This window comes from Paraburkholderia sp. MM5496-R1, assembly GCF_050436205.1.
GTDB classification, from domain to species: domain Bacteria; phylum Pseudomonadota; class Gammaproteobacteria; order Burkholderiales; family Burkholderiaceae; genus Paraburkholderia; species Paraburkholderia tuberum.
The window spans coordinates 1,567,973-1,593,727 of record NZ_JBNDLT010000002.1; the positions used below are offsets into that span (position 1 = coordinate 1,567,973).

22 protein-coding genes and 1 pseudogene are annotated in these 25,755 nt (G+C 64.2%); 14 read left to right on the forward strand and 9 right to left on the reverse strand.

All coding sequences use genetic code 11. The features are described from left to right. Nucleotides 1–2: 2 nt before the first annotated feature. Nucleotides 3–1,745 carry an oxalyl-CoA decarboxylase gene (oxc, locus tag OKW38_RS14175; RefSeq protein WP_429336016.1) on the reverse strand — a complete coding sequence of 581 codons (1,743 nt, stop codon included), beginning with the start codon at nt 1,743–1,745 and terminating at the stop codon, nt 3–5. A 63-nt stretch (nt 1,746–1,808) separates the two neighbouring features. Then, nucleotides 1,809–3,140, reverse strand: a complete 1,332-nt coding sequence (gene oxlT, locus OKW38_RS14180) for an oxalate/formate MFS antiporter (RefSeq protein ID WP_429336015.1) — start codon at nt 3,138–3,140, stop codon at nt 1,809–1,811. A 625-nt stretch (nt 3,141–3,765) separates the two neighbouring features. Here oxlT and OKW38_RS14185 point away from each other — a divergent pair. The 4 genes from OKW38_RS14185 (at nt 3,766) to OKW38_RS14200 (ending at nt 7,630) form a co-directional block, all read left to right on the forward strand. Further along, nucleotides 3,766–4,155 (forward strand): hypothetical protein, encoded by a 390-nt coding sequence (locus OKW38_RS14185; protein ID WP_429361979.1) that lies wholly within the window; start codon nt 3,766–3,768, stop codon nt 4,153–4,155. 241 nt (nt 4,156–4,396) lie between these two features. Further along, nucleotides 4,397–5,650, forward strand: coding sequence for a site-specific integrase (locus tag OKW38_RS14190; protein WP_429359805.1), 1,254 nt, complete (start codon nt 4,397–4,399; stop codon nt 5,648–5,650). Then, nucleotides 5,647–6,624, forward strand: a complete 978-nt coding sequence (locus OKW38_RS14195) for a tyrosine-type recombinase/integrase (RefSeq protein ID WP_429359807.1) — start codon at nt 5,647–5,649, stop codon at nt 6,622–6,624. The genes OKW38_RS14190 and OKW38_RS14195 overlap by 4 nt, the downstream gene beginning before the upstream one ends. Next, on the forward strand, nt 6,617–7,630 hold the full coding sequence (locus tag OKW38_RS14200; protein WP_429359809.1) for a tyrosine-type recombinase/integrase: 1,014 nt from the start codon (nt 6,617–6,619) through the stop codon (nt 7,628–7,630). Before OKW38_RS14195 ends, OKW38_RS14200 begins: the two co-directional genes overlap by 8 nt. A gap of 486 nt (nt 7,631–8,116) precedes the next feature. On the opposite strand, the gene OKW38_RS14205 is transcribed toward OKW38_RS14200, so the two are convergent. Next, nucleotides 8,117–8,617 (reverse strand): GAF domain-containing protein, encoded by a 501-nt coding sequence (locus OKW38_RS14205; protein ID WP_018419924.1) that lies wholly within the window; start codon nt 8,615–8,617, stop codon nt 8,117–8,119. Nucleotides 8,618–8,791: 174 nt separating this feature from the next. Between OKW38_RS14205 and OKW38_RS14210 the strand changes: the two genes are divergently transcribed. Continuing rightward, nucleotides 8,792–9,232 (forward strand): hypothetical protein, encoded by a 441-nt coding sequence (locus OKW38_RS14210; protein WP_429361981.1) that lies wholly within the window; start codon nt 8,792–8,794, stop codon nt 9,230–9,232. A 37-nt stretch (nt 9,233–9,269) separates the two neighbouring features. Here OKW38_RS14210 and OKW38_RS14215 read toward each other — a convergent pair whose 3' ends face one another. Continuing rightward, nucleotides 9,270–9,695: a TOBE domain-containing protein gene (locus OKW38_RS14215; RefSeq protein ID WP_429361982.1), complete on the reverse strand. Its 426-nt coding sequence runs from the start codon at nt 9,693–9,695 to the stop codon at nt 9,270–9,272. A 158-nt stretch (nt 9,696–9,853) separates the two neighbouring features. Between OKW38_RS14215 and OKW38_RS14220 the strand changes: the two genes are divergently transcribed. The 5 genes from OKW38_RS14220 to OKW38_RS14240 all read left to right on the forward strand — a co-directional run bounded on the left by OKW38_RS14220 (nt 9,854) and on the right by OKW38_RS14240 (nt 15,316). Then, on the forward strand, nt 9,854–11,416 hold the full coding sequence (locus tag OKW38_RS14220) for an SH3 domain-containing protein (RefSeq protein WP_429361984.1): 1,563 nt from the start codon (nt 9,854–9,856) through the stop codon (nt 11,414–11,416). A gap of 143 nt (nt 11,417–11,559) precedes the next feature. Next, nucleotides 11,560–12,045 (forward strand): VOC family protein, encoded by a 486-nt coding sequence (locus tag OKW38_RS14225; protein ID WP_187611001.1) that lies wholly within the window; start codon nt 11,560–11,562, stop codon nt 12,043–12,045. Between the two features lie 67 nt (nt 12,046–12,112). Further along, nucleotides 12,113–12,589 (forward strand): VOC family protein, encoded by a 477-nt coding sequence (locus tag OKW38_RS14230; RefSeq protein WP_187611002.1) that lies wholly within the window; start codon nt 12,113–12,115, stop codon nt 12,587–12,589. Nucleotides 12,590–12,672: 83 nt separating this feature from the next. Further along, nucleotides 12,673–13,893, forward strand: a complete 1,221-nt coding sequence (locus tag OKW38_RS14235) for an MFS transporter (protein ID WP_429361985.1) — start codon at nt 12,673–12,675, stop codon at nt 13,891–13,893. Between the two features lie 607 nt (nt 13,894–14,500). Next, complete coding sequence (locus tag OKW38_RS14240) at nt 14,501–15,316, forward strand: FecR family protein (RefSeq protein ID WP_429361987.1); 816 nt, start codon at nt 14,501–14,503, stop codon at nt 15,314–15,316. Between the two features lie 3 nt (nt 15,317–15,319). Here OKW38_RS14240 and OKW38_RS14245 read toward each other — a convergent pair whose 3' ends face one another. Beyond that, nucleotides 15,320–16,252 carry a recombination-associated protein RdgC gene (locus OKW38_RS14245; RefSeq protein WP_429361989.1) on the reverse strand — a complete coding sequence of 311 codons (933 nt, stop codon included), beginning with the start codon at nt 16,250–16,252 and terminating at the stop codon, nt 15,320–15,322. A 296-nt stretch (nt 16,253–16,548) separates the two neighbouring features. Between OKW38_RS14245 and OKW38_RS14250 the strand changes: the two genes are divergently transcribed. Further along, on the forward strand, nt 16,549–16,875 hold the full coding sequence (locus tag OKW38_RS14250; RefSeq protein WP_429361990.1) for a hypothetical protein: 327 nt from the start codon (nt 16,549–16,551) through the stop codon (nt 16,873–16,875). Between the two features lie 42 nt (nt 16,876–16,917). Here OKW38_RS14250 and OKW38_RS14255 read toward each other — a convergent pair whose 3' ends face one another. Next, complete coding sequence (locus OKW38_RS14255) at nt 16,918–17,763, reverse strand: glycosyltransferase family 2 protein (RefSeq protein WP_184045841.1); 846 nt, start codon at nt 17,761–17,763, stop codon at nt 16,918–16,920. Nucleotides 17,764–18,054: 291 nt separating this feature from the next. Between OKW38_RS14255 and OKW38_RS14260 the strand changes: the two genes are divergently transcribed. Then, the gene (locus OKW38_RS14260) at nt 18,055–19,356 is read left to right on the forward strand and encodes an O-antigen ligase family protein (RefSeq protein WP_090803677.1); all 1,302 of its coding nucleotides are present in this window, start codon (nt 18,055–18,057) and stop codon (nt 19,354–19,356) included. Nucleotides 19,357–19,401: 45 nt separating this feature from the next. On the opposite strand, the gene OKW38_RS14265 is transcribed toward OKW38_RS14260, so the two are convergent. Beyond that, nucleotides 19,402–20,508: a glycosyltransferase family 4 protein gene (locus OKW38_RS14265; RefSeq protein WP_429336005.1), complete on the reverse strand. Its 1,107-nt coding sequence runs from the start codon at nt 20,506–20,508 to the stop codon at nt 19,402–19,404. Nucleotides 20,509–20,689: 181 nt separating this feature from the next. On the opposite strand from OKW38_RS14265, the gene OKW38_RS14270 reads away from it, so the two are divergent. Beyond that, entirely contained in the window at nt 20,690–21,706 is a 1,017-nt protein-coding gene (locus tag OKW38_RS14270) for a glycosyltransferase family 2 protein (protein ID WP_429361992.1), read from the forward strand. A 43-nt stretch (nt 21,707–21,749) separates the two neighbouring features. Here the strand turns inward: OKW38_RS14270 and OKW38_RS14275 are convergent, their stop codons facing one another. Both OKW38_RS14275 and msbA read right to left on the reverse strand, forming a co-directional pair. Further along, nucleotides 21,750–22,802: a glycosyltransferase family 2 protein gene (locus OKW38_RS14275; protein ID WP_429361993.1), complete on the reverse strand. Its 1,053-nt coding sequence runs from the start codon at nt 22,800–22,802 to the stop codon at nt 21,750–21,752. Nucleotides 22,803–22,926: 124 nt separating this feature from the next. Then, nucleotides 22,927–24,720 carry a lipid A export permease/ATP-binding protein MsbA gene (gene msbA, locus OKW38_RS14280; RefSeq protein ID WP_429361995.1) on the reverse strand — a complete coding sequence of 598 codons (1,794 nt, stop codon included), beginning with the start codon at nt 24,718–24,720 and terminating at the stop codon, nt 22,927–22,929. Nucleotides 24,721–24,961: 241 nt separating this feature from the next. Between msbA and OKW38_RS14285 the strand changes: the two are divergent. After that, nucleotides 24,962–25,724, forward strand: a pseudogene (locus OKW38_RS14285) (glycosyltransferase family 2 protein). Nucleotides 25,725–25,755 lie beyond the last annotated feature (31 nt).

The window sequence follows — 25,755 nt, forward strand, 5'->3', positions numbered from 1 at the left end:
GATTACTTCTTCATTGCCGCGCTTTGCGGATTCAGATTGGTCAGTCGGCCGCTTTCGGTTCCGGCCGCTTCGTCGATGACGGCATTGATCAAGGTCGGCTTTCCTGATGCGATAGCCTCGAGCAACGCCTTCGCCAGTTCTTCCGGAGTGGTCGCGTTGTAGCCAACACCGCCGAATGCCTCGATCATCCTGTCGTAACGCGCACCCTTCACGAATACGGTCGGCGCGACGTCCTTGCCGCCCGTCGGGTTCACGTCGGTGCCGCGATACACGCCGTTGTTGTTGAATACGACCGTGCAAACCGGCAAGTCGTAACGGCAGATCGTTTCGAGTTCCATACCGCTGAATCCGAACGCGCTATCGCCTTCGATCGCGACAACCGGTTTGCCTGTCGTTACCGCTGCGCCGATAGCGAAGCCCATACCGATACCCATGATTCCCCACGTGCCCGAATCAAAGCGTTTGCGCGGCTCGTACATGTCGATAATGCTGCGCGCGTAGTCGAGCGTATTCGCGCCTTCGTTGACGACGTTGATTTCCGGGCGCGTCTTCAGCACATCGCGAATCGCGCGCAATGCGCTGTGGAAGTTCATCGGCAACGGGTTCTTGTCGAGCGTCGCGGCCATCTTGGCGAGATTCTTGTTCTTGCGCTCGGCGATCGCTCCGATCCACTCGGCGTCCGGTTTGCCGAAGCTCGCGTCGATGCCGGTGCGAAGCGCCGCCACGCATGAGCCGATATCGCCGATCACCGGCGCGGCAATCGCGACGTTGCTGTCGATTTCCGTCGGCGAGATATCGACCTGGATGAATCTCTTCGGCTGCGCTCCCCACGTCTTGCCTTTGCCGTGCGAGAGCAGCCAGTTCAGACGCGCACCGATCAACACGACCACGTCGGCTTCCTGGAGCACGAACGAGCGCGCCGCTGACGCCGATTGCTCGTGTGTATCGGGCAGCAGGCCTTTGGCCATCGACATCGGCAGATACGGAATGCCGCTTTGCTCGACGAAGCCGCGGATCTCGGCGTCAGCCTGCGCGTACGCCGCGCCCTTGCCCAGCAGAATCAACGGACGTTTGGCGTTCTTCAGCACCTCGATCGCACGTTCGACAGATTCCGGCGCCGGCAGTTGACGCGGTGCGGCGTCGACGACTTTCACCAACGACTGCTGCGCCTTCACGGCGTCCAGCGTTTGCGAAAGCAGTTTGGCCGGTAAATCCAGATACACGCCACCTGGTCGGCCCGACACCGCCGCGCGGATCGCACGCGCTACGCCGATGCCAATATCCTCCGCATGCAGAACGCGATATGCAGCCTTCGCGTAAGGCTTGGCCGCGTTCAACTGATCCATTTCTTCGTAATCGCCTTGCTGCAGATCGACGATTTCGCGTTCGCTCGAGCCGCTGATCAGGATCATCGGGAAACAGTTAGTGGTCGCATTGGCGAGGGCGGTCAGGCCGTTGAGAAAGCCCGGCGCCGACACGGTCAGGCAGATGCCCGGCTTCTGCGTGATGTAGCCGGATATGGCTGCCGCGTTGCCGGCGTGCTGCTCATGACGAAAGCCGATGAAACGCATTCCTTCGGCTTGTGCCAGTCGCGCCAGGTCGGTAATGGGGATGCCGACCAGTCCAAATATGGTATTGATGTCGTTCAGTTTCAGTGCATCGATGACGAGATGGAATCCGTCGGTCGTTTCGGTCGTCCGTTGTTTCAACGTGCCGTCTGTTGTGAGCTGGTCGGCTTCTGCCATGACATGTCTCCTGGTGGTGGAGCGTTGTGTGGTTGGTCGTGAGCGGTGCACTCACGCTGTCGTTTATTCAGACGAGCCGCCTGGCCACTGCTGCAGTCGTGCTTCGGCAATGGCTACGCCTGCTGGCACGCCCGAGTTTTCGATCCAGCGCTTTCTCATGGGTCCAAGGATGAACTTCGCGGATATGGCGGCCGCGATCGATATCACTGCCGCCGAGATGAACACCGTGCTCCAGCCGCCATTCGCCGACAGAAGCGATGCGACCGGCACCAGCATCGAGGCCGTACCCTTCGCCGTGTAAAGCGTCCCCGCATTCGCAGCGGCGTATTTGCTGCCGAACGTGTCCGCGCAGGTCGCGGGGAAGATCGAGAAGATCTCGCCCCAGCAGAGGAAAACGGCGGCCGCGAAGAACATGAATGCATACGGGTTGTGGCCAAACTGCATCAGCCCTAGCAGCGCCACGCCTTCGCCGAGGAAGATCATGAACATCGTGTTTTCGCGGCCAATGCGGTCCGACAGAAAGCCGCATAAGGGACGGGTGAGTCCGTTGCACAGGTTGTCGATCGACAGCGTCATCGTGAGGAGCGGCAGCGTGATGCCGATCAAACTCACAGGCAGCTTGGCAAAGCCGTATTCCTTCGCGATCGGCCCAAGCTGCGCGGTCGCAATGATGCCGCCGGCCGCAACGAACACGAACATCAGATACAGCACCCAGAAGAGCGGCGAGCGGACCATCTCGCCGGACGTGTAGTCGATCTTGCTTGCAACGATACGTCTAGTCGGGATCGCACTGGCGGGCGGCTTTGGCCTTACCAGCATGGTGGCGAGCAGCAGGATGCAGACACCCTGGAAAATGCCGAAGAACATGAACGCGTGCTCGTAGCCTGAACGCTGGATCATGTTGGCGATCGGTATCACTGTGACGGCCGCGCCGGCGCCGAAACCCGCCGCTGTCAAACCGGCTGCGAGACCGCGTTTGTCCGGAAACCATTTGAGCGCCATGCCGACGCAGGTGCCATACACACAGCCCGCGCCGATGCCGGCGATGACTGCTGCGACGTATAGCTCCGCGAGACTGCTCGCATGCGCGTTGATGATCCAGCCGAGCGCTGCGCACAGCGCACCGCCGGTTACAACCGGGCGTGGCCCGAACTTGTCGACGAGCCAGCCTTCGACGGGTACGAGCCAAGTTTCAGTGACGATGAAAATCGTGAATGCGGTCTGGATCGCTGCCTGCCCCCAATGGTGGGCGTTGTCCATTGGTACGACGAACAGCGTCCACGCATACTGCAGATTCGCGACGAGCCCCATGCACACGATGCCGATAGCGAGTTGCACCCACCGGTGATGCCAGAATCGTGCGCGGCCGCCATCCGATACGTTCGAATGTCCCATGCCTTCGTCTCCTGCATATTCCGTCGCGCTCAAGCGGCGCGTTGGACTTACGTGATCGAATCGCTTCGTCGCCAGTTCGCCTGCGGCAATGAAGCGCCAATGGTCGGCCAGAGGGTATTGCACTAACTTGCACTACCGAAACCCCCTTGCTCGTTGAACGCACAACAGTGGAGTGCAAGCGATTGCGCGAGCAGCATGGGTGAGGGGATGCTGCGCGAGAACGGTGATAAACGGAAGTTAAAATATTTTATGATTTGCATTAGGTATCCATAATATATGGATCGGCCGCGGTGATGCGGAACGCGGCCCCCGCCAACGGCAAGTCTTCCAGCCGTCGACCGGCATGTAATATTTTCGCCCGCAGACCTCTGAAATTGGGTTTCGCCCAGCGGGCGTTCGATTTGGAAATTGAACGGATCGGAGCGCACGCGCGACTGGGTTCTCTCACTGCCCTGGATGTCGTCGGATGTCGTGTGATGCTCTGTACTATTGCAGCACTCCGAGAAAATGAGTGCCTTCCACGTGCATAAACAAATTAGTATGGTTAGTAGAAGAAACTTTAACTGTTGTTTATTTATGCCGTCTCCTATTCTCTGCTCAGGCCATTTGCCGGAAGGAGTCGACCATGAATCCCTCTCAATTCCATGTTTGCGACAGCGCGCATGACGCGGAAGTCCAGGCACAAGTTTCTGCCTATAACATCGCTTTCGACGAACTCGGCCTGCGTTTCCGTTGGGATGAGCACACGCTGATGTCCCTGGCCATGATTGACGGCGAACAGGAGCAGATTGCCTCGTATATCGAAACGCATCATGCACACTTGCTGAAAGCCTATAGCGCCGAATTTCTGAGCCGAGCCATTCTCGAAAAGAAAAACGCCCGCAATCCATCGCGCTTACAGAAGCGCGTCGATAGCGCGCCGCATCCGAGCCAAGTGATGCATCAACCACCGATGAGCCGCTGGTCCGAACGCAGTTCGTATGGCGTGGAGTTGCCAGCGCTGGCTGGCGTGTAAACCGCGGTGGTTAGCCGCGTATGTTGAACGGCCGTTATTGGTAGAACTGAAAGGCTGTTCAGGGTCGCTATGTAAAGCTTTGCATAGCGACCCCTATGTATAGATCTCAACTATGTATAGTTTGCTGGCTTCGAATTCGCGTAATGTAGGCGCAGCGCGGCTGGTGGCAGGCCGGTCAGCGATCTTCTAGACATAGTTTTGGTATCGGAGTCCAGTGGTGGTTCCACTTCAGGAGACCGTCATGGGAAACGTCCGACTGCCTCAACGCAGCTTCAGCAACTGGCTCGACGTGGGGCCCTTGGCGCCTCATGTCGATGCGTTCGTGCAATATCTGGCGGACCGTGGTTACGCCAAGAACAGTTTTGCCACTTACGTGCGCAGCATCGATCATTTTGCGCAATGGATTCATCGCCGTCGTGTGGATGTTTGTCGCATCGACGAATCAGTGCTCGCCGAGTTTCTGAACGAGCACCTTCCGTCCTGCCGTTGCGACGGTGTCGTTCAACGCCATCGACCCAGTCTGAGCGCTGCACTAGGGCATCTGCTGGTAGTGCTACGCGCTCGAGGAGTGATCACCCCACCGGTCGTGAGCAAAGCGCCGGTAAGCGAAGAACTACGCCAGTACGACGAGTACATGGATCATGTTCGTGGCCTCGCTCCCAAGACCCGGGAGTCGGCACTACGCATCGTAGGTCGGTTCCTGACCTCGCGGTTCGGCGACTACGTCATCGACATCCCGATGGTCAGGCCTGAGCACGTGCGCCGCTTCTTCGCCCAAGAGGCAAAGCTCTACAGCAAGCCGGCGAGTGCCGGCGCAGTGGTGGCCGCGCTGCGCGGCTACTTCCGCTACCGCGCGTCACTCGGCGATCTTGTACATGGGCTCATCGGCGCGCTCTCGTATCCTGCCAACTGGCAATTGGCTTCGCTGCCCAAGACCCTGACGACCGAAGAAGTCGAGCGGCTGATCGGGTCTCTCGGCCAAGCCGGCCGCTGCCCGATGCGGCGTACCGCCATCGTACGATGTGCCCTTGATCTTGGGCTTCGCAGCGGTGAAGTTGCGCGGCTCGGCCTTGATGACATCGACTGGCGCGCCGGTACGATCACACTCCGGCACACCAAGGGGCGTCGGGAAGACGTACTGCCGCTGCCATCGACCACCGGCGCAGCGATTGCCGCGTACCTGAAGGATGAACGTCCCAAGACCCGCAATCGCGCTGTCTTCGTACGTCACGTCGCCCCACGCGGCGAGCCCGCAGGCCCCGATCTCGTGCGCAAGACGATTCGCCAGGCCTACGCTCGCGCTGGGCTGCCATACACAGGCTCACACCTGCTTCGCCACACCATGGCAAACCGACTGCTGGCAAGCGGCTCCTCCCTCAAGGAGGTGGCCGACGTGCTGCGCCATCGGTCCCTGAACACGACACTAATCTACGCCAAGCTCGACAGCCGTAAATTGGTCGAGGTGGCGCTGCCGTGGCCGGGGAGCCCATCATGAGCGCCGTCCTCTCTCTGCACGCGTACGTTGAGCGCTACCTTACTGAGCGCCGCGGCCTCGGGTTTGGTCTACGCAGCCCGGCTTATGCCTTACGCAGCTTCGCACGGCACGTTCAGTCCATCGGTCACCGCGGACCGTTGACTGTGGAGGTCATGGCCGATTGGGCGCGACGCGACAGCCATGGCAGCAGCGACCCGCACACGTGGGCGAGACGACTCAAACAGTTGCGCTCGTTCATGCGCTGGCTGCAACAGTTCGAGCCGCGTACCGAGGTTCCCGACGATGCGATCTTCGGTCGCCTGCCGGAGCGACAGGCACCGCATATCTATAGCGAGAGCGAGATCGTTGATCTGCTGGCTGCCGCTCGACAGCTTGGGCCGGCCCCGGGCTTGCGCGGAATCATCTTCGAGACACTGTTCGGACTGGTCGCCAGCACGGGGCTGCGAATCTCAGAAGCGCTGGCGCTGCGCATCGAGGATGTCGACCTCACGCGCGGCATGCTCACCATCCACCAGACCAAGTTCGGCAAGTCGCGGCAGGTACCTATGCACCCCACCACGATCGAAACCCTGCGTCGCTATCGGTTGACGCGTGACCTGTCTGGCGAGTCCGTGCAGGAGGACGCACCGTTCTTCGTCGGCACGCGCGGTCAACGCCGGGGACTGCCGCTGGGCGAGCGCCAGGTACATCGCGTCTTCAAAGGGCTACGCGAGAACCTGAACTGGCGCAACCGCGGGACCCATCACGCCCCGCGTATCCACGATCTGCGGCACACCTTCGTCGTGCACCGCATCATGCGATGGCACACGCAGGGTGTTGATATCGATCAGGCGATGCTATCGCTGTCGACCTACGTCGGGCACGCCATGGTGACCAACACGTATTGGTACCTCTCGGCGGTTCCGGAGTTGATGGGTTTGGCTGCAGAGCGATTCGAGTCGTTCATGCCCCAGGTGGAGGTGCCCGATGCGTAATGCCGTCGCACCCAAGCCGCCTTCATTCGCTTCGCTCGTGCAGCAGTTCTTTACCGAATACCTGGTCACACAGCGCGCGCTCAGCTCGCGCACGGTAGCGTGTTACCGCGACGCCCTGGTGCTGTTTCTGGACTTCGCCGGGCGCAAGCTGGGCAAGGAGCCGACCGCGATGCAACTCGTGGACATCCAGCCCGATCTGATCCTGGCATTCCTGGATCATCTGGAGCGCGAGCGGAACAACTCGGTTCGCAGCCGCAATCTGCGGCTGACCGGGCTGCGCGCATTCCTGAAGTTTGCCGGCCGACGCGATGTCGCCTCGCTACATGTTGTAGAGCGAGCCTTGGCGGTGCCGATGAAGCGCTTCGAACGCCCGATGCTGGGTTTCCTCACTCGCGAAGAGATGGTGGCAGTCCTGGGGCAACCCGGACCGACCTGGTCCTCGCAGCGCGACCATCTACTCATGGCGATGCTCTACAACACCGGCGCTCGTGTGTCCGAGATTATCGGCGTGCGCGTGAGCGATGTCGTACTCGACGGAGCGGCTTGCGTGCACCTGCAGGGCAAGGGTCGCAAACAACGATCGGTACCGCTGTGGAAGACGACTGTGCAGGAAATCCGCGCATGGCTGCGCCTCAACCCACAACTGCGAACTGAAGCAGCCTTGCTTCCTAATCGCGACGGGCGCGCGATGACTCGCTGTAATGTTGGGCAACGCTTGGATCTTGCCGTCGCCCGCGCCGCGACCAGCCTGCTGAGCCTTGCCAACAAGCAGGTTTCACCGCATACGTTGCGTCACACCACGGCGATGCACCTGCTGCAATCGGGCGTGCCCTTCAACGTGATCGCACTCTGGCTCGGACATGAGAGCACCAATACCACTCACCGCTACGTTGAGGCAGACCTCGCCATCAAGGAGAAGGCACTCGCTCGGCTGGAAGCTCCCGCGACCAAGATGCGGCGATTTCGTGCGCCGGATTCGCTCATCCGCTTCTTACAGACGCTATAACTATGTAAAGATCCGTCGGCCCCTCAAGCCCTGCGGAACAGGGGCCGATACCCGCCTTCGAGCCAACCTATACATAGTTGAGATCTATACATAGGGGTCGGCTGCGGCCGGTCGCGACAAGCTGCGGTTACGCGAAAACTGCAGCAGATTGAAACGGCCCGATAGAATGTACTTTTTCGGTCCCGGCGTGTCAGATTGCGCAGATTGCAGCGACTAGCAACAAGCCCTAACCTCTCAGCCGCCACGTCACACCCCGTCTGCTCCAACACAGCCTGCGCCCTCTGGTGCAGATTGCGGCCAGCCAACGACGCATCCGGCGACCTCGCCCACGTGCCCAACGCGGCCAACATCGGCGCGAGGGTCGGGTCCGCGTGCGTACGCGTGTGCGCCTTCGCGAACATCGCGCCGACGCGTGATGCGTTCCTGGCCCTCCGTTACGCCTCGCGGTGCGCGACTTGCTGGCCGAAGCGGAGCGGACCGGCGACGCTACACGCCGCGCGGCAGCGCTGCCTCGATGAACACCGCGCACAACGCTTCCATGCCCTTCGCGTCCTCCTCGTCGAAGCGCGCGACGACCGGGCTATCGACATCCCACACGCCGATCAGCGTGCCGTCGGGCGCGACGAGCGGCACGACGATTTCCGATTGCGACGCCGAATCGCATGCGATATGGCCGGGAAACTCGTGCACGTCGCGCACAACCTGGGTCTGACGGGTTTGCGCGGCCGTACCGCAGACGCCCTTGCCCAGCGCAATGCGCACGCACGCGGGCTTGCCCTGGAACGGGCCGACCACCAGTTCGCGGCCGTCGTGAAAGTAAAAGCCGGCCCAGTTCAGATCGCTCAACGAATGAAAGACGAACGACGAGAAATTCGCGGCGTTGGCGATCCAGTCCGTTTCGCCGGCCAGCAGCGCGCGCGCCTGCGCGACCAGTTCTTCATATTGCGCGGCTTTGGGCAGATGCGAGGTGGAGGAAACTTCGAACATGACGGCGTCCGTGATCAGAGCGGGATGGCAAGCGGTAAGGGGTGAAGTGTAAAGCAAGCGCAATCCCCGCGCGCGGGTGTCGAACGCTGTGACACGCGCCGCGCGTCTACGCTCGCCGTCCCCGTCGGTTCTCGACTCTCCGTCCTTGGTTTCTCCCTTCCGGCAGTCGGCACAATGACAGGCCACAAGCTTTTTTCGTATGTGGCTCTCACGCTGACCGCCTCGGCGAGCGTGTGCGCGGCACAAACACCACCACACGCTACGATTAATGATTTCATCGGCAATTGGGTCGTGACCGATGTAGTTGACTATGCCGATATTTCTGGTGGCATCCCCGAAGCAAAACGGATTCTCGGCATGACGACGACAATTACGCCGCAATCCATGAGCTTCGACAGTGAAACCTGCAAGCCCAACACAGGTTTTACCGTCAAGCGAATTGACACGCTTTCGGCGTTGAAGAAACAGTTCGACCTTCGCGTGAATGAAACCGGGTTGCCCGCTACAACCGTTGTCGTAGATAGCGACAATTGTTTTGCGATCTTCCGGATGGACGCTCACAGGATTGTTTTTGGATGGGACGGGATCATCGTTCGCGCCATCCGCGATCAGTGAGAGCTCGTTGAGTACCCGTCCCAGAGGCCCGGGCCTTTTACTGATCGACCCCAATGATCACGCTCGACGCCTTGAAAACCGCCGTCGCCGCCTTGCCGCTCGCGAGGCCGAGGCGCTCGACGCTGCCGTTCGTGATGATCGCCGCGATCTGCGCGCTGCCGGCACTGATCGTCACTTCCGAATTGACGGCGCCCTTCGTCACCGCCGCGACGGTCCCTTCGATGCAGTTGCGCGCCGACACCTGCTGCCTCTCGACATCGACCATTACGATTACCGACGATGCCTTCACGAGCGCAAACGCCTGCTTGCCGGTCGCCAGCCCGAGCGACTTCGCGCTGCCGTGCGTGATGATCGCGACGACCTCGAGACCGTCCGGCGTGCGCAGCGTGACTTCGTCGTTGACGGCGCCGTGCTTGACGTCGGTGACTTCGCCGCTGAACTGATTGCGTGCGCTGGTTTTCATGGCGGACTCCCTGGCGATTGTCGCGCGTGGCGACGCGCGGGTGGGCGGATAAAGCGAGTGTAATCGAAGCCGCGCGCGTCCCCGCCCAACATCCGATGCGCCGTGCGCATCGCCGACACCGTATCATCTTGGCCGTGCACCTCATACGCCGAATCTTTATGCCCGTCGCCGTTCTCTCCCGCCGTGCCTGCCGCGCCGTTGTGCTGTGCGTCGCCGTCACGACGCTCGCCGCGTGCAGCACGCCAACGCCGCCGCGCGGCACGCACGCGTTCGTCGACAACGTCACGCTGTTTTCGCTCGCCCATTACGACCAGAACGTCGATCACTGGCTCGATCCGAACAGCCCCGACTACGATCGGCCGTTTCTCAGCGCCGCCGAGCAGCGCGCACATTTCGACGCGCTGTTCGCGCGCTACTTCGGCACGGGCGAGAACGCGCCGTCGCCGTGGAATCCCGCCTGGGTGACGACACACGTGTTTCGCGAGCAGGGCGAGGACATTGCGGCACTGCAACAGCGCCGCATCGACAGGTTCGACAACACCGGCAAGCGTGGCAGCATCATCGGTTACGGCGAAAACTTCCGGCCGCACGACAAGGCGTGGATCGACGCGATCGCGCGCAACATCAACGTCGCGCAGTTCACGCAAACACCGGTCTATCAGCCCGAGCGGCGCGCGATCGCGACCGGCAACCTGATGGTGCGCGAGTTGCCTACCACCGATCCGTCGTTCTACGACCATCGCCTGGCCGGCGAGGGTTATCCGTTCGACAACCTGCAGATCTCGGCGGTGCGACCCGGCACGCCGCTCTATGTGCTCGGTAGCAGCGTCGACGGCGCGTGGCATTACGTGCAGACGCCCGACGTACAGGGCTGGGTGCGCAGCGACGGCGTCGCGTTCGCCGACGATGGTTTCATCGATCAATGGCGCGCGGCGGCCGGGAAGTCGCTAGGGGCGGTGATCGTCGCGTCGGCGGCGGTCAACGACGGCCACGGCGTGTTCCGCTTCGCTGCCCCGGCCGGGACGATGCTGCCGCTGGTGGCGGGCGCCTCGGCATCGCCAGCCGCGACCAGCACCAATGCAGGCACACTCCAGCTCCTCGTTCCCGCACGCGACGTCGACGGCCGCGCGCTGATCCGCACCGCGTCGCTCGACGCCACGCAGATCACGCCGATGCCGCTCGCCGCGACGCCGCGCCATCTCGCGATGCTGTTGAAGGCGCTGATCGGTCGGCCGTACGGCTGGGGCAATAGCGGGCTCTACAACGACTGTTCGTCGGAACTGCAAAGCATCTTCGCCGCGTTCGGCGTGTGGCTGCCGCGCCATTCGTCGACGCAGATGAGCGCCGGCCGCATGGTCGATCTGTCGGAGTCGACACCCGCCGAACGGCTCGACTATCTGGCGCGGCATGGCGTGCCGCTGCGCACGCTGATCTACATCGGCGGCCACGTGATGCTGTACCTCGGCAACACGACGCGCAACGGCGCCACGGTCCCCGTCGTCTATCAGGACGTGTGGGGCCTGCGCCCGGCCGACAACAGCCGGCGCGCGGTCATCGGCGGCTCGGTGATCCTGCCGCTCGACGAGCGCATCCCCGAGGACGCGACGCTGCAGTCGCTCGCCGCGACGCCCACGTTCCAGATCAGCATCCTCGGCGCGCCGGCGGGCAGCACGGCGCCGTCGTCCGCGCCGCCGGCGGACGAGGACAATCCGGCGGGATAAATGGCGGGCCGCCCTCCCCCGCGCCTGAAAATATTTTTTTCGGAGTGTCGATCCGACGGTGACCAACTCGTCGTAACGTTGAAGACCCAGCTCATGCAGCCGGTCTTTCCCCTGAGGAACCGTTACTTCAAGGAGTCACCGTCATGTCCAGCGCCGCAGCCAAACCGATCCCGGACGGGATGCACTCGCTCACGCCGTACCTGATCTGCAAGAACGCCGCCGAAGCGATCGCGTTCTACACGAAAGCCTTCAACGCCGTCGAACAGATCCGTCTGCCCGGCCCCGACGGCAAGGTGATGCACGCGACCCTGAAAATCGGGGACTCCATGCTGATGCTGACCGACGAATGGCCCGAGCACCAAAGCTTCGGCCCGAACACGCTGAAGGGCACGCCGGTCACGATTCACCACTACGTACCGGACGTCGACGCGAGTTTCAAACAGGCGGTCGACGCGGGCGCGACCGTCACGATGCCCGTCACCGACATGTTCTGGGGCGACCGCTACGGCCAGGTCAAGGACCCGTTCGGCCACAACTGGTCGCTCGCGACGCACAAGCGCGACCTGAGCGCCGAGGAAATCCAGCAGGCGATGGCCGCGATGGACTGTTCGTCCCAAGAGAAGAAGTGAGCGGCCGATGGGCGGCGGGCAATCGCACGCCCACGCCCACCGACACCAATCCCGAAGGAGCAACGTCATGCAGAAAATCGCGCCGTGCCTGTGGTTCGACGGCAACGCGGAAGAAGCCGTGGAGTTCTACACGTCGGTGTTTTCGGCGTCGCGCATCGCCACCACGCTGCACGCCACGGACGCCGGCCCAGGACCGGCCGGCAAGGTCGTCGCCGTCACCTTCGAAATCGAAGGCCAGGAGTTCATGGCGCTGAACGGTGGCCCGCAATATAAATTCACGCCGGCCATCTCGCTGTTCGTGCACTGCGACTCGCAGGAGGAAATCGATCGCTACTGGTCGAAGCTGCTCGACGGCGGCGGCGAGCCGTGGGCATGCGGCTGGCTGCGGGACCGCTTCGGCGTGTCGTGGCAGATCGCGCCCAACGTGCTGCTGCAGATGCTGCGCGACCCGGATCGCGCCAAGGCAAGCCGCGTGATGGCGCAGATGATGAAGATGGTCAAGCTTGATATCGCGCCGCTCGAACAGGCGTATCGCGGCGAATAGGACGGCGGCCAGCGGGCGCCCCCCTCGCCCGCGCGATCTTTTGATAGGATCGGTCTCGACCCCAACACGGCGAGACAACCACGGTGCGCGTCAACCATCAGGCCTTCTTCTGCTCGCTGTTCATCGCGCGTCTCGCCGATCAGATCCTGCTCTTTCTGGTGCCGCTCGTGGTGTTTCAAACGACGCGCCAGGTCTCGTGGTCGGGGCTCGCGTTTTTCATCGAAACGCTGCCGCGCTACCTCGTGTTCCCGTTCTTCGGCGCGCTCTGCGATCGCTTTCCACCGCTGCGCCTGATGCGGCTGAGCCAGGCGGTGCGTGCGCTCGCATGCTTCGGCGGTATCGCCGCGTATGCGCTGTTCGGCGGCATCGGCTGGCTGATCGCGCTGTCGGCCGCGTGCGGCGTGCTGACGAGCCAAGGGCTCGTCGCGCGCGAGGTGATGCTGCCGCAGATCTTCAGCACGCAGCAGATCCAGAAGGTGCTCGCGTATTCGCAACTGGCCGATCAGCTCGGCTTCGTGCTTGGGCCGATGCTCGCCGCGTTGCTGCTCGGTGTGTGGCATTGGGAATCGGTGGTCGCCGCGACCGGCGTGCTGTTTCTGTGCGCCGACGCCGCACTGTTCGTCTGGCAGCGACTGAGCGGCTTTCGCGCTCCTTCGCCTGTGTCCGCCCGATCGCTCACGCCCGCCGCCCACTGGACCACGCCGCTGCGCATCGCGCTCGATCACGTGTGGACGCTGCCGGGCCTGAAGAAGGTCATCATGTTCGCGGCCGCGGAGAACCTCGTCATCGGTGTCACGCTTGCGACGTCGGCGGCGATGGTGACGGGTTTGCATGCGCAATCGAGCCGCTACTACGCCGGTCTGCAAACGGCCGGCGCGATCGCCACGGTGCTGGTGCTGCTGACGGTTGCGCGCGCCGGATGGCCGGCGCGCGTGCTCGGTCTCGTCGCATTCGTGACGATCTGCGCGGGCGGCGTGATCGCAGGCGCGAGCGCGTCGCCGTGGGGCTATGCGCTCGGCTTCCTGCTGATCGTCGGCTTCGACAAGATGTTCAACGTCTACATCCGCAGCGCGCGTTTGCAGATCATCCCGCCCGAGGACTACGGCAAGACCATCGGCGTCGCGATTCTGCTGAACAACCTGACGCAGCCGCTCGCCGGCCTGCTCGTCGGCGTGTTCTCGGCGAGCACCCAAACCGGCCCACTGATCGTCGCGCTGTCGCTGACGATGGGCGGCATCGGCGCGGCGGTATCGATCGGCTCGGCGCTGCAGCGCCGCAAGCGCGCGTGGGCGCTCGAAGACTAACGGCGCTTCGACGCGCGACGACACGCTCGAAGTTACCCACAGTTTTTGTTGGCAAATCTGTGCATAACTTCCCGGGAAAATCCGCAAGCCTTTGATACGCCTGTCGTTTTTTCGTCTGCATCGAAGGTGCGGCAGCGCACGGAGTTTTACCGGGGTTCATGAGTGGCCGGCTGTGCGCAGACCGTCGTCAGCGCCGTGCGCATGCGAAGAGTTTCATCAGATTTACACGCTCGTCAGCTAAACCCGGCACGCTGTAATTCGTGACAAAAATGCCACGTTCTATTGCAGCGCAATTAGCCGCATTTCTGCTTAAGAATTCACGAAAAGTAACGATCCATACATAGCCTAAATTTTTTGTATCGATGACAATGGATCTGCATGTCCTGACGCAATCTGGGCCTACGCTTCCGCTTAGGATAAGGTATTGAGTCAATTCGCTGTGAACTCGATCCGAATATCCGCCGCAAATCATTATTAACAGATATAAATCGTTAAATCCCGATCTGCTAAATTCAATTTAAATCACATTTGTCAAATGCGTCCGGAGTACCGCATCTTTAACCAAATGCTTCGGCGAGCGCAGCAATTACGGCGCGAAACCGGCGCCGTGCCCGCGGACGTCGGCCCCGCGCTACGCGAAGACGCGGATGCTGCCGGCGTGTCGCAGGGACGGCGGCGCGCGCTGAAAACGCTCTGGGGGCTTGCGATCGCCGCGCCCGCGGGCTGGCTCGCGAGCCGCTTGCCGTGGCAGATGTGGACCGCCGAATTCCACACCGCGACTGGCGAACTGGACGACGTGCTGCTGGCGGACGGCACTCATATCACGCTGGGCAGCGCGAGCGCGATCAACGCCGCGTTCGAGGCGAAGGTTCGGCGCGTCGATCTGCTCGGAGGGGAAATCATGGTGCGGCCCGTGAGCGATGTTGGCGGCGCACCGGGCGCCCGAACGACTCATGCGCCTTTGCTCGTGCAGACGGCCGAAGGCGTCGTCGAAGCGCGCGGCACGCAGTTCAGCGTGAGGCAAGGGGATGGTTTCACACGCGTGGCCGCGTTTCGCGGCGACGCGCTGGTGAGGCCGGCATCAGGCGCGGCGCTGGTGCTGACGCAAGGCCAACGGTGCACGCTGACACGCTTCGGCGTCGCGGCGCCGCAAGCGCTCGACCCGCGCGAGGCGATGTGGACGCGTGGCCTGCTCTACGCGAACAACATGCGTATCGCGGATCTCGTCGACGAACTCGCGCGCTATCACGCCGGCGTATTGCGCTATGCCGACGACGTCGCCGATCTGCGCGTGTCGGGCATCTATCAGCTCACCGATACCGACGCGACGCTCGCGCTGCTGCAGCGGACCTACCCGATCCGCTTGCGCTCGATCACGCCTTACTGGACCGTCGTCGAAGCGCTCGACAGCGCGAGAATCTGACGCTCAGGCCGCGACGGCCTGCGGCAACGCGAACCCTTGCTCGCCCTGCTCGCCGCCCAGCGCATCGAGCAGATCGCGCAGCATGCGGTCGAGCTCGGCCGTCATCAGCGCGACGTCGGAATCGAAGCGCTCGTCGTCGTTCTGCGCGGTCGGGTCGCTCGCTTCCTTGAGCACGTCGAGCGGCGCGACGCGCTTGATCGTCAGCGACGGCGTCAGCACGAACGACACGCGATCGTTCCACGTCATCGCAAGCCGCATGCATTGCTTGCCCGCCTCGATGTGGCGGCGCATGTCTTCGGCGTCCAGCGCATGCCCGACATAGCGCACCGTCGCGTTGCCCTCGGCGGCCGAACGCAGCTCGGTGTCCTGATCGAGCGTGAAACCCGCCGGCGCGTCGCCGTCGAGCAGCCAGCCGGTCATCGCCGCGACCGGCGACTGCGCGACGCGCACCGTCATCAGCGGCAACTGGTCGATCGACTTCACGAGCAGGCCGCGCACATCGTCGGCGACCGCCTGCGACGCCGCGTCGATCACGAGCCAGCCATTCGTGCAATCGATCCACACGCGCGTATCGCGGCGGATGCTGAACGCGCGCGGCCGCAGTTCGTCGGTGACCTGCTCCTTCAGATCGCGCATCTGCTTGCGGCCCGGCTTGAAGCCCTGCTGCTCCTCGAGCTCGGCCGCGCGCTCGCGCGTGACCTGGGTGACGACCGACGCGGGCAGCAGCTTCTTCTCGGCACGGAACGTCAGCAGCATCTGACCGTTCATTGCGTAGACCAGCGAGTCGCCGTCGCGCGGGGGCGCCCAGCCTTGGGCCTGCATCTCGATGCTCTGGCCGGGCGCGAACGCGTACGGCGCGAGCCACTTCTGCATCTGTTCAGGGTTAACGGACCACGGCGCGGGCAGACGGTGCAGCTGAAGGTTTTTGAACCACATGAGCGAAGTCGGATTTAGGCAAAGCGCAACATTTTATCCGAGGAGAACCAGCCGGGGCGTTCTGGCGGACGCGATCCTGCAGACCGCCTAATTTCAAAAATTAAACGAAAATCTCTCCAACTGCGGCCCAATTATCAAAACGTCGCCGATCTCAGCAGAATGCGCTTCATCAACCCACTTCCCAGGAGCGCCTCCATAGTCGAAGCCGTCATGGTTTGGCCGTAGCCGGCGGCCCGCGCGTTTTGGCGGCAAATCACCTAGACTTTTGGACAGGACAGACCCGGACGGAGGCGGTCATGGCCGACCAAACCGCAAGCTGGCAGACGGTGCAATACGAGGGCTTCGAGATACACGTGTCACCTGTCGCGAAGGATCCGCCCGACCCGGCGCATGCCGCCGATGCGGCCGCGAAAACCAGCCGCTACACGTATCTAGGCTACGTCTGCCATCCGGGCGCCAACCCCCAGCTTCCCGGCCATGCGGTGCCGTTTCACGCGGACGGCGAGGAGAGCTTCGCGAGCCTCGCCGACGCGCTCTCCGAAGCGGTGCACGTGGGACGCAGCATCGTCGACGGCACGCATCCGGATCTGACGGTGCTGCCGCTCGTAACGCGCGGCGTTTGACACACGCAGCGCGTCAAGCAGCCGTTTTCGGCTCGACGCCCGTCAGCCCAACGCGCGCTTGATGCGCGACTTCAGCAGCGCACGGCGCAGCCGGCCGGTGCGCTCGGGCTCGCTGACCGCGAGCGCGCCGTCGATGGCGGTGCCGCGGCGCAGGTAATAGCGGTCGAAGGTCGCCTGTGTCATCCCCCACTTGTTGAGGAACTGGCGACGCCCGTCGTTCTTCACGATCTTGCCGGTGCTCTTCTGCTGGAAGTGATAGACGAGACTGTCGCCGACGCCGACGAACACGCGGCAGCCCGCGTCCCACAGCTTCATCGAGAAATCGTTGTCGCTGCTCATGCCGGGGCTCAGTTCGCTGCTGTAGCCGCCCACCTTGAACCACCAGTCCCGATGCACGAGCGTCGGCGGCCACGTCGCGCCGCGCCAGTCGGCGCGCACGAGACCGGCCGCGGCGGCGACCAGCTCGTCGGCGCGAAACGCCTGCGCGTCGCGGCCGAAGTCGCGCACGACCACGCATGGATTGCCCGAATCGACCGGCTCGATCATCGTGCCCGACAACATGAACAGGTTGTCGGCCGGCATCTGCGCGAGACGCTTGACGAGCGCGTCGTCCCAGCCGGGGCAGCAGTACATGTCGTCGTTCATGTAGACGATGTAATCCTGCGTCGCGCGCGCCGCCGCAATATTGACCGCGTGGCAGATGCCGATATTGCCGGGCGACGCCGTGTGCTCGATGCCCTCGTCGCGCACCCACGCGAGCGTGCCGTCCGAACCGTCGTTCACGTGCACGATGAGCTGGTGCGGATGCGTCGAATGACGGCGCAGGCTTTTGATCACGAGGCGCAGATAAGGCAGGTTGTTCCAGGTCGGGATGATGATTGAGAACATCGAGTCGGTCCGTTGAGCTGGGCGCGGGGCGCGGCATGCGCCGCGCCCCGGCCATGAATGTCGCGCGATTGTACCGCCCCCGCCTGCTCGCACGACAGACGCCACCCGCGCCCGCCCCACCCGCATGCCGCGGACCAGCGCAACCTCCCCGCGTTCGGCAGCAAGCATTTCGCAAGGAAGCGCATGGTTATAATCCGGATCGCTCTACCGTCTTGAGAAACTCAAATGGTCCGGCGTCCCCCTGCAATTTCACCACCGGAACGGTAGTGTTTTCATCGATAACGTAGATCTATGATTTTTGCTTCCAGTCTGGTCTGGCTCACGTCGGCTCTGCTGTTTCTCGCGCCGGCAGTCAATCTGGTGTGGCGCGGCGGCACCGGCTACTGCTTTTTCGCGCTCGTCGCGCTCGCGCTCGGCGCGGCCATCGTCAACCGGCGCATGCCGGGCTATTTCTCCGCGTTGCGGACCTACCGCTGGTTCACCATCGGCATGCTCGCGTTCGTCGTCGGGATCGGCGCGCAGCAGTTGGTGCTCGGCTACTGGCTGCCACGCGAGTTCGACAATGCGTCGCGTTTCGTGCTCGCGCTTCTGGTGTTCCTGCTGCTGCGGCAATTGCCGTCGCGCAATCTGCGCTTGATCGGCTGGGGCTGCGCGGCCGGCGCGCTCGCGGTCGGCGCATGGGCGTTCATCGATCAGCCGCCCGGCGGCTGGACCGACGCGAACCGGCTGAACAACTCGTACACGAACGCGATTCCGTTCGGCGATACCGCGCTGCTGCTCGGGTTCCTGTCGGTGTTCACGCTTGGCTGGGACAATCCGCGCGACTGGCGCGTGCTGGTGCCGCGCGTGCTCGCGCTGGTGTCGGGCGGCTATGCATCGTTTCTGTCGGGCTCGCGCGGCGGCTGGGTCGCCGTGCCGGTGTTCGTCGTGCTGCTCGGCATGCAGTACCACTGGTTCACGCACAAGAAGCGCCTGCTGATCGCGACGCTCGTCATCGTGATCGGGGCGGGCGGTCTGTTGTCGACCGAACGGGTTCAGAAGCGCTTTGCCGAGGTGCCGAACGACGTGTCGATGATGCGCAAGGGCGAGGACGACACGGCCACCGGCCTGCGCCTGCAACTGTGGAACGCGTCGCGGATGATGTTCGAGCGGCATCCGGTGTGGGGCGTCGGCAAAGGCCATCTGGTCGACGAGCTCGGCGTGATGGCGAAGCGCGGCGAAGTGAAGGCCGAGATCGTCAACGAGCGCGCGCATAGCGACTTTTTCTCGACGCTCGCCGAGATGGGCGCGGTCGGCGTGATCTGCCTGTTGCTGTTCTACTACGGGATCACGGTGTATTTCTGGCGACACCGGCATGCGACCGATCCGGCGATTCGCGCCGCGTCGTACGCGGGTCTCGCGGTCGCGGCGAGCACGGTGATCTTCGGGCTCACTATCGACGTGCTGGTGCCGATGATGGTGGCGGTGCTGCTCGCCTCGCTGGTGGCGACGCTGCTGGCGGTGATCGATGCACGCAAGCGCGAGTTGCGAAGCGATGCGCGGACCACGCCGGCGCCAGCCGCGCTCGTGCCCGAGACGCAGCCGCGCGATTGATTTTGATTTGACGAGAAGCGGCAACCCGAGCGCGGAGCGCCGCCCTCATCCCCGCGTGAACACCTCGTAAAGCGCCGCGACGTGCGCGTCGACGCTCGGGTCGTACACGAGGCTGTCGCGCGGCGTCGCGATGCGCGCGGCGCCGCTCTTCACGCGCTCGACCGCCTGCTCGATCGCGCGCTCGAAACTGCCCGCGGTCTGCCGCGAGAACTCGATCTTCGCGGCACCGGTCACCGTCTCCGCCGAGCCGACGTTGTCGGCGATCACGAGCGGCGTGCCGCACATCACCGACTCCACGCCGACGAGCCCGAACGGCTCGTACGCCGACGCGACGACCGTAAAATCGGCGGCCGCGAACAGTTTTTCGATCTCCTTGCTGTAACCCGCGTAACGAATTGTGTCGCCGGTTTTCGGCACCGGGCGTCCCGCGACGACGAGGCAGACCGGCAGCGTCGTGCGCGAGAAAAACGCTTCGAGCAGCGGATAGCCTTTGCGCTCGTGACTCGTCGACGAGAACACGAACATCACGCGATCGTCGGGCACGCCGAGCTGGCGGCGCACGGCCGCGCGCGCGGCGGGGTCGAGCGGCCTGAAGCGTGCGGTATCGACCGGCGGATAAAGCACGTCGATCCGCGCGGCCGGCACGTCATAAAAACGCTGCAACTCGCGGCTCATCAATTGCGAATGCGCGACGATCGAGCGCGCCCGCGTGTAGACGCGCTGCTCGAGCTCGATCTGCCATTCGTCGCTGCGGCGCGGCGCGCGGCCCGCGGCTTCGAGCGAACCCGGATGCGTGCCGCCGCACAACGCGACGTCGGCATGCGTCGAGTGATTGATCGAGAACACGCACGCCGGACGATGCCGCTTCAACCGCTGCTTCAGACGCCAGTCGAACGCGAGGTTGCGCAGCTTGCGCGGCGCCCAGCGTACGTCGAGCGGCTGCGCATCGATCCACGCGGCCTCGGGCAGCGCGCGGTCGATCTCGCGCGCGAACAGCGTCGGGCGCAAACCCATGCGATGCAGGCCGGCGATCACGTCGCGCGTGTAACGCTCGGCGCCGCCGCTGTTCTTCAGCGCCTGGGCGGTCAGCGCGATGTCGGTGAGGGGGCGGCGGTTCGGGTCGAGGGCTGCGTCGCGGGTTGGCTCTGACAAGGATCGGTCTCGTTGAGGCGCACGCGCGGGCGAGGCCGTGGGTGCGCAGTTTCGGGGCAGCGGCAATTGTAAAGGATGGGTTTCGCCGGGCTCAGCTCGGGGTGCCCGGGTTTGCCGCGTGCGTCGCGCGGCGCGGCCGTCAGCGGCTAGAATCTAGGCCAATCGCCTTCGTCCCGACTCCATGACCGATAGCCCGCCGTCCGCCGCAACCGTCGACACCACCCGCCCGCTCGTCTCGATGCTGCTGATCGCCTACAACCAGGCAGAGCAGATCGGCGACGCCGTGCGCAGCGCGCTCGCGCAAACCTACGAGCCGCTCGAAATCATCGTCTCCGACGACGCGTCCAGCGACGCCACCTACGCCGCGATCGAAGCGGCGCTCGCCGGCTACGCGGGCCCGCATCGCGTGATCGCACGGCGCAATACCGTGAACCAGGGCATCAGCGCGCACCTGTCGCAACTCGCGCAGCTCGCGCACGGCGAACTGCTGTTCGTCGCCGCTGGCGACGACATGTCGACGCCCGAGCGCTGCGAGCGCGTCGTCGACTGCTGGCTCGCGCATGGGCGCCGCCCCGACCTGATCGCCACCGATCTCGCCGACATGGACGAAGCGGGTCACGTGCACGAGCGCGTGAGCCCGACCGAGCTCGATCGCTATCGCAGCTTCGACGACTGGCTCGTCGAGCGTCCATGGCTGATCGGCGCGGCACATACGTGGTCGCGACGCCTGATCGAGCGCTTCGGGCCGATGCTGCCGGGCGCCGCGGCCGAGGATCAGATCATGGTGCTGCGCGCGATCCTGTCGGGCGGCGCGATCAGTCTGCGCGAGCCGCTGGTGCGCTATCGGCGCGGCGGACTTTCGCGCAAGCGCCGCTACCAGTCGGTCGACGAGCTGATCGCGCGGATGCGGCAAAGCAATCGCTACGGACTCGCGGAGCTCGCGCAACTGCAGCGCGACGCTCAGATCGCCGGCGTCGGTGAACGCATGCGCGCGGCGATGGCGCCGAAGCTCGCGCGCGAGCAGTTCATCCATGCGATGTTCGAAGCGGGCAGCCTCGGCGAACGCCTCGGGCTGGTGACGCGCAGCGCCGGCGTGAAGCTCGGGCTGCGGATTCGGATGTTCCTGTATGCGAGTTGCCCGATGGTCTACGCGCCGGGCATCTGGATCAAGGGGGTCGTGCGGGGCAGAAAGGCCTGAAGACGACGATACGGTCTCGCGGTGCCTGGCGACGCCACATGGGTCAGGAAAGTCCGCGCGACGCGCCCCGCCGCTGCCGCAAGCGTCGCGCGAGACTCGGCCTTCGCACCTCGACGCCGAAGCTCAGCACGCTCGCGCGCAAGCGCCGCAGGATCTTCACCGAGCGCACGAAGGTCTCGCCGGTGTGGCTGATCATCACGAACTCGAATGCGCCGCGCCAGCTCGCGACACCGCGCGAAAACGCATACATGTCGTGACGCGCATCGACGGGCAGCTCGGCGCCGAAGCGTCGCACGAACACCCGCACCTGATCCGCGATGGCTTCGATCTGCCGCTGCCGGCTCGCGCCGCGCCGTCGTGCCGCCTCGGCGCCGCATTCGTCGCGCGCCGCGCCGCGCTCGTTGGTCGCGCTCGCGCCGACCGCGTTGCCGTCATGCTGCCGATACTTCAGGTGCGGCGCCGCGACGTGGCGAATCTCGCCGAACGACGCGACCACCATCGCGAGCCACCAGTCGTGCATCACGATGCCGGGCGGGAACGGCAGCGCACGTTCGAGCGTCGCGCGATTGACGAGCATCGCGCAGCCGGGCACATGGTTGCTCAGCAGAAAATCGCGCAGTCGCGTCGCGCAGCGCGACTTCGCGGTGATATCGAACAGCGAGCGTGACATACAGCACAGCGTCGAGTCGACGAGCTCGATGTCGCAGAACGCGAGCGCCGGCGTCGCGGCGGCGTCGCCCGCGCTTTCCACGCGCCGCAGCTCGCGCATCAGATCGGTGACCTTCTCGGGCGCCCAGACGTCGTCCTGGTCGGCGAGCGCGATGTAGTCGCCGCGGCAGCCGGCGAGCGCGCGCTCGAAATTGCCGACGATGCCGGCCCGCGTGCCATCGCCGACGAGCCGCACCGGCACGCGTCCCGTATGGGACGCGAGCAGTTCGCGGGTGCCGTCGCAGGAGGCGTCGTCGGATACCACGACTTCGAGATGGGGCCAGCTCTGCCCTTCGAGCGAAGCCAGCAGCTCGGGCAGATAAGTGCGGCCGTTGTACGTCGCGAGCGCGATGGAGACGAGCGGCTTGCTCGGATCGTCGTGAGACATGGGCAGTCGATTTCCGCGAGGCGGACCGTGATTGCCCGCCAGCATGCGATTAGCGCCGAAAAAGCGCAATAAATTGAGACTTAAACGCAACACCGGCCCGCGCTCCCGTTCGCAATGTGCCGGATCAAACCGGGCTTTGCTGGAACTGGATGCGATGCAGATGGGCGTACAAGCCGTCGTGCTCGAGCAGCTCGCGATGGCTGCCGCGCTCGACGATCCGCCCCGCCTCCATCACGAGGATGCGGTCGGCGCGCTCGATCGTCGACAGGCGGTGCGCGATCACGAGCGTGGTGCGGCCTTTCATCAGCGTTTCGAGCGCCGCCTGCACGTGGCGCTCGGACTCGGAATCGAGCGCCGACGTCGCTTCGTCGAGAATCAGGATCGGCGCGTTCTTGTAGATCGCGCGCGCGATCGCGAGACGCTGGCGTTGGCCGCCCGACAGCATCATGCCGTTGTCACCGACGAGCGTCTCGATGCCCTGCGGCATCGCCTGCACGGTGTCCCACAGGTTAGCCGCGCGCAACGCCGCCTTGACCTTCTCCGCATCGACCTCCTGACCGTACGCAACGTTGTGCGCGATGGTGTCGTTGAACAGCACGACGTCCTGGCTCACCATCGCGATCTGGCTGCGCAGCGCGTGCAGGTCGTACTCGGGCAGCGCGACGCCGTCGACCAGAATCGCGCCGCCGGTCGGATCGAAGAAGCGCGGCAACAGGTTCACGAGCGTGGTCTTGCCGCTGCCCGACGGACCCGCGAGCGCGACCATCTCGCCCGGCGCGATCTTGAACGACACCTGGTCGAGCGTATGGCGGTTGTGCGTGGAGTTCGTGCCGTAGATGAACGACACGTCGCGGAACTCGACCTCGCCGCGCGCGTGAGCGAGCGGCTTGCCGCCGCCTTCCGGCTCGGCCGGCTCGTCGATCAGGCCGAAGATCAGCTCGGCCGCGGTCATGCCGCGCTGCAACGGCTGGTTCACGTCCATCAGATGCTTGAGCGGCGAGATGATCAGGAGCATCGACGTGACGAACGCGACGAAGCCGCCGACCGTCGTCTGATCCGACGACGACTGCACCACCGCGATCGTGATCACGACCGCGAGCGCGATCGACGCCAGGAACTGCGTCAACGGCTGCGCGAGGCCACCGGACACCGTCATGCGCATCGCGTAGCCGCGCAGGCGCCGGCTCATCGCGGTGAAGCGGTCCGTCTCGTATTGCTCGCCGTTATGCACCTTGACGACCTTGTAGCCGCCCACCGTTTCTTCGACGATATACGACAGCTCGTTGGTGAGCAGCTGGTGCTCGCGGTTCAGTCGCCGCAGCCGGCGATTGATCTTGCCGACCAGCCAGCCGATGCCCGGCAGCAGCACCGCGACGATCAACGTCAGGCGCCAGTTCAGATAGAACAGATAGCCAAGCAGGAAGATCACCGTCAGCGAGTCGCGCACGAGCGTGACCATCACGCTCAGCAGCACGTTCAGGATCTGATTGACCTCGAAGACGATCGCGTTGATCACCGTGCTCGCGGTTTCGCGCTGGAAGAACGCGACGCTCGTGTGGATCATGCGGTCGAACATCTTCAGACGCAGCTCGAGCAGGATCTTGTTCGACACGTACGCGAGCAGATAGCCGGACGCGTACTGCGACACGCCGCGAATCAGCGCGAGGCCGATCACCGCGATCGGCACGAGCCACTTGGTCGTGTCGACTGCGTGCGAGCCGAAGCCCTTGTCGAGCAGCGGCTTGAGCAGCGCGGGAATGGCGGCGTCGGTGCCGGCGCTCACCGCCATCGCGATGATCGCGCCGACCCCGACCCCCAGCAGCGGCTTGATGAAAGGCCACAGGCGCCGCAGGACGACGGCCGGCGACGACGCATCGCCTGCACCCATGGGTTTGCTTAACGTTGGCTTCGCGCTCAAGGAATCCTCTGGAAATGCGGAACGGCGAGCACGCGGCGCATGATCGGACGGCCACGTGAAATATCAAAAAAGAGCATTGTAATCGGTTGCAGATGACGGCCGGCGCTCGGCGCGCGACGGCATGCGCGCAACGCCTGGCGGATCGGTGCCGTGGTGTGGGGACGGATGAGATGTGTATACTCGCTGCTCGATTGCCGGGTCGCGACCCTCTCCGTCACTTCGTCCTCCACGCAACTCAGGTATGCAAGAAACCACTCTTGGCGTTGCCATCATCACCGCGGAACGCGGCGGCGCGGCTGGCCGAATGCCTGCAGGCCGTGGCCTTTGCCGACCAGATCGTCGTGATCGACGGCGGCAGCACCGACGGCACCGCCGACATCGCTCGCGCGCACGGCGCGCGTGTCATCGAACAGACGGACTGGCCGGGCTTCGGCCCGCAAAAGAACCGCGCGGTCGATGCACTGACCACCAGCTGGATCCTCTCGCTCGACGCCGACGAAATCGTCACGCCGGAACTTGCCGCATCGATTCGCGCGACGCTCGCCGCGCCCGCCGCCGACGTCTACGCGGTGGACCGTCTGTCGAGCTTCTGCGGCCACTGGGTTCATCACAGCGGCTGGTATCCCGACTGGATTCCGCGCCTCTTCAAACGCGGCACCGCGCGCTTCTCCGACGACCTCGTGCACGAGCGCCTCGTGTTCGACACGCCCGCGCAACGCCTGACCGGCAAGCTGATGCACTACTCGTACGAGGACTACGAGGGTGTGCTGCGCAAGCTCGACGCGTATTCGACGGCCGGCGCGCGGCAGCGTTACGAGGCCGGGCAGAAAGGCAGCATTCGACTCGCGCTCGGGCGCGGCCTGTGGGCGTTCGTGCGGACTTATCTGCTGCGGCGCGGTTTTCTGGATGGCCGCACCGGGCTGATGATCGCGCTGTTCAATGCGGAGACGGTGTACTACCGGTTTCTGAAGCTCGCGCGCCTGGAAAAAACGGGCGGGCGGTAAGGCGAGCCGGTACACGCGGCACTGGCCCATC

Excerpts from the sequence above, each read along its gene's own strand:
- oxc (WP_429336016.1), bottom strand. The coding sequence starts at position 1,745 with ATGGCAGAAGCCGACCAGCTCACAACAGACGGCACGTTGAAACAACGG.
- oxlT (WP_429336015.1), bottom strand. The coding sequence starts at position 3,140 with ATGGGACATTCGAACGTATCGGATGGCGGCCGCGCACGATTCTGGCAT.
- OKW38_RS14185 (WP_429361979.1), top strand. The coding sequence starts at position 3,766 with ATGAATCCCTCTCAATTCCATGTTTGCGACAGCGCGCATGACGCGGAA.
- OKW38_RS14190 (WP_429359805.1), top strand. The coding sequence starts at position 4,397 with ATGGGAAACGTCCGACTGCCTCAACGCAGCTTCAGCAACTGGCTCGAC.
- OKW38_RS14195 (WP_429359807.1), top strand. The coding sequence starts at position 5,647 with ATGAGCGCCGTCCTCTCTCTGCACGCGTACGTTGAGCGCTACCTTACT.
- OKW38_RS14200 (WP_429359809.1), top strand. The coding sequence starts at position 6,617 with ATGCGTAATGCCGTCGCACCCAAGCCGCCTTCATTCGCTTCGCTCGTG.
- OKW38_RS14205 (WP_018419924.1), bottom strand. The coding sequence starts at position 8,617 with ATGTTCGAAGTTTCCTCCACCTCGCATCTGCCCAAAGCCGCGCAATAT.
- OKW38_RS14210 (WP_429361981.1), top strand. The coding sequence starts at position 8,792 with ATGACAGGCCACAAGCTTTTTTCGTATGTGGCTCTCACGCTGACCGCC.
- OKW38_RS14215 (WP_429361982.1), bottom strand. The coding sequence starts at position 9,695 with ATGAAAACCAGCGCACGCAATCAGTTCAGCGGCGAAGTCACCGACGTC.
- OKW38_RS14220 (WP_429361984.1), top strand. The coding sequence starts at position 9,854 with ATGCCCGTCGCCGTTCTCTCCCGCCGTGCCTGCCGCGCCGTTGTGCTG.
- OKW38_RS14225 (WP_187611001.1), top strand. The coding sequence starts at position 11,560 with ATGTCCAGCGCCGCAGCCAAACCGATCCCGGACGGGATGCACTCGCTC.
- OKW38_RS14230 (WP_187611002.1), top strand. The coding sequence starts at position 12,113 with ATGCAGAAAATCGCGCCGTGCCTGTGGTTCGACGGCAACGCGGAAGAA.
- OKW38_RS14245 (WP_429361989.1), bottom strand. The coding sequence starts at position 16,252 with ATGTGGTTCAAAAACCTTCAGCTGCACCGTCTGCCCGCGCCGTGGTCC.
- OKW38_RS14250 (WP_429361990.1), top strand. The coding sequence starts at position 16,549 with ATGGCCGACCAAACCGCAAGCTGGCAGACGGTGCAATACGAGGGCTTC.
- OKW38_RS14255 (WP_184045841.1), bottom strand. The coding sequence starts at position 17,763 with ATGTTCTCAATCATCATCCCGACCTGGAACAACCTGCCTTATCTGCGC.
- OKW38_RS14260 (WP_090803677.1), top strand. The coding sequence starts at position 18,055 with ATGATTTTTGCTTCCAGTCTGGTCTGGCTCACGTCGGCTCTGCTGTTT.
- OKW38_RS14270 (WP_429361992.1), top strand. The coding sequence starts at position 20,690 with ATGACCGATAGCCCGCCGTCCGCCGCAACCGTCGACACCACCCGCCCG.
- OKW38_RS14275 (WP_429361993.1), bottom strand. The coding sequence starts at position 22,802 with ATGTCTCACGACGATCCGAGCAAGCCGCTCGTCTCCATCGCGCTCGCG.